General features: G+C 71.3%; 2 protein-coding genes. Both read right to left on the bottom strand.

Annotation, left to right across the window (positions count from 1 at the left end; all coding sequences use genetic code 11):
* Window positions 1-1,781, bottom strand: a 1,781-nt coding sequence (locus AC1D15_RS27145; protein ID WP_477828453.1) for a Mur ligase family protein, incomplete at its 3' end; no start/stop codon positions are given.
* 7 nt (window positions 1,782-1,788) lie between these two features.
* The coding region (mraY, locus tag AC1D15_RS27140) for a phospho-N-acetylmuramoyl-pentapeptide-transferase (protein WP_477828452.1) at window positions 1,789-2,417 on the bottom strand (629 nt) is incomplete at its 5' end.

Here is a 2,417-nt window from a genome sequence, read left to right as displayed (position 1 = left end):
GCGTCGCCGGCCTGGGCGCGCGTGAAGGCCCRGCGCGTCGCGGCCTGCAGCGTCTCGTGGCGCTCGACCGTGATGCCGGCGCCCCGCAGCGCCTGCTCGATCGCCTCGGCATCGCGGCCGATGGTCGCGACCGCGCGCACGTGCTGGCGCACCGGCGCGAGCAGCGGGCCGAAGTCCTGGCCCTTGCCGTCGCCACCGAGGATCATCACCAGCTGGCCGGGCGCCTTGTCGGCACCGAGCCCGTTGATCGCCGCGACCGTCGCGCCGACGTTCGTGCCCTTGCTGTCGTCGTAGGCCTCGACGCCCTCGACCAGCGCGACGAACTCGACACGGTGCGGCTCGCCGGCGTACTCGCGCAGGCCGTGCAGCATCGGCGCGAGCGGGCAGCCGATGGCCGTCGCCAGGGCGAGCGCCGCCAGCGCGTTGGCCGCGTTGTGGCGGCCGCGCACGCGCAGCGCGTCGGCGGGCATCAGGCGCTGGATGTGCAGCTCCTCCTCCTCGACCGCGCCCTTGCCGCGGCCCTTGGGCTTGGCGGTCTCGTCGGCCTCCATCGCGCGCACCAGCCAGGCCATGCCGTTCTCGTGGATCAGGCCGAAGTCGCCGGGGCGTTTCGGCGCGTCGAGGCCGAAGCGGACGACGTGGCGCTCGATCGGCTTCGCGAAGCGGCCTTTCCCAGGAAGGGGCGCCGGCACCATCGCCTCGACCGCCGGATCGTCGCTGTTGATCACCATCACCGCGGTCTTGCCGAAGATGCGCGCCTTCGCGCCGGCATAGGCCTTCATGTCGCCGTGCCAGTCGAGGTGGTCCTGCGTGACGTTCAGCACCGTCGCGGCGCCGGGCTCGAAGCCCTGCACGCCGTCGAGCTGGAAGCTGGACAGCTCGAGCACCCAGACCTCGGGCAACGACTCGAACACCGGGCCCGGCGGCGGCGGCGGGATCAGGTGCGGCGGCGGACCGCCCCCCATCGGCATCTCGACATCCTCGGGTACCTCGGGCGCTTCAGGCGGCAACGCGGCGATCTCCTCGACCGCGGCATCGAGCACGTCGTCGCTGATCGGATCGGTCAGCGGCTCGGTCAGCGGCTCGGCGCCTGCGTCCACCGCCGCCACGGCATCGCCCGTGACCTCGGCCGGCAGCGCCTCGGGCAGGCTCTCGGAGATCGCCTCGACGGCGTCCTCGATCACCGCATCGGCCACCGGCGCCGTCGGCGCTTCCGGCAGGTCGTCCAGCGCCGCCTCGTCCGGCAGCTCATCGACCAGCGGCGCCGGCTCGGCATCCAGCGCCTCGGCCAGCGTCTGCAGCATCGTCGGGCCGATGTTGCCGGCGGTCGCGACGCGGCGGCCGGTGCGCGAAATCAGCTGCGAGGCCATCGCCGTCGTCGTCGTCTTGCCGTTGGTGCCGGTGATCGCGATCACGCCGGGCGCATAGCCGCGCGCGGCCTTCAGGTCGGCGAGTGCGCGCGCGAACAGGTCGAGCTCGCCCTGCACCAGCACGCCGGTCTCGAACGCGAGCTTCAGCAGCGGCTCGACGCGCGGGTCGCGCGGCCCGAGGCCCGGACTCTTCAGCACCAGCTTCACGCCCTGCAGCTGCACGGGGTCCAGCGGGCCGGAGAGCAGCGTCGCGCCCGGCACGTGCTCGGCCAGCGCCGCGGCATGCGGCGGGTTCTCGCGCGAATCCCACACCTGCACCTGCGCGCCGAAGCGGGCGCACCAGCGCGCCATCGCGAGCCCCGATTCACCGAGGCCCAGCACCAGCACGTGGAGGTCTTTCAGGTGGTTCATCGGGTGTTCACCGCAGCTTCAGGCTCGCGAGCCCGACCAGGCACAGCAGCATCGTGATGATCCAGAAGCGCACGACGACCTGCGTCTCCTTCCAGCCCGACTTCTCGAAATGGTGGTGCAGCGGCGCCATCTTGAAGATGCGCCGGCCCTCGCCGTAGCGCTTCTTCGTGTACTTGAACCAGGCCACCTGCAGCATCACCGACAGCGCTTCGGCGACGAAGATGCCGCCCATGATCGCGAGCACGATCTCCTGGCGCGTGATCACCGCGATCGTGCCGAGCGCGCCGCCCAGCGACAGCGCGCCGACATCGCCCATGAAGACCTGCGCCGGGTGCGTGTTGAACCACAGGAACGCGAGCCCCGCGCCGGCCATCGCCGAGCAGAAGATCAGCAGCTCGCCCGAGCCCGGGATGTACGGGAACAGCAGGTACTTCGAGTACACCGAGCTGCCGGTGACGTAGGCGAACACGCCCAGCGCCGAGCCGACCATCACGACCGGCATGATCGCGAGGCCGTCCAGCCCGTCGGTGAAGTTCACCGCGTTGCTGCTGCCGACGATCACCAGGTAGGTCAGGATGATGAAGCCGAACACGCCCAGCGGGTAGCTGATGCTCTTGAAGAACGGCACCATCAGGT

The sequence above is a fragment of the Rhizobacter sp. P2_H2 genome, from assembly GCF_056403375.1.
Note: the sequence above shows the minus strand (reverse complement) of the source record. Positions and strands in the feature narration are given on the sequence as shown.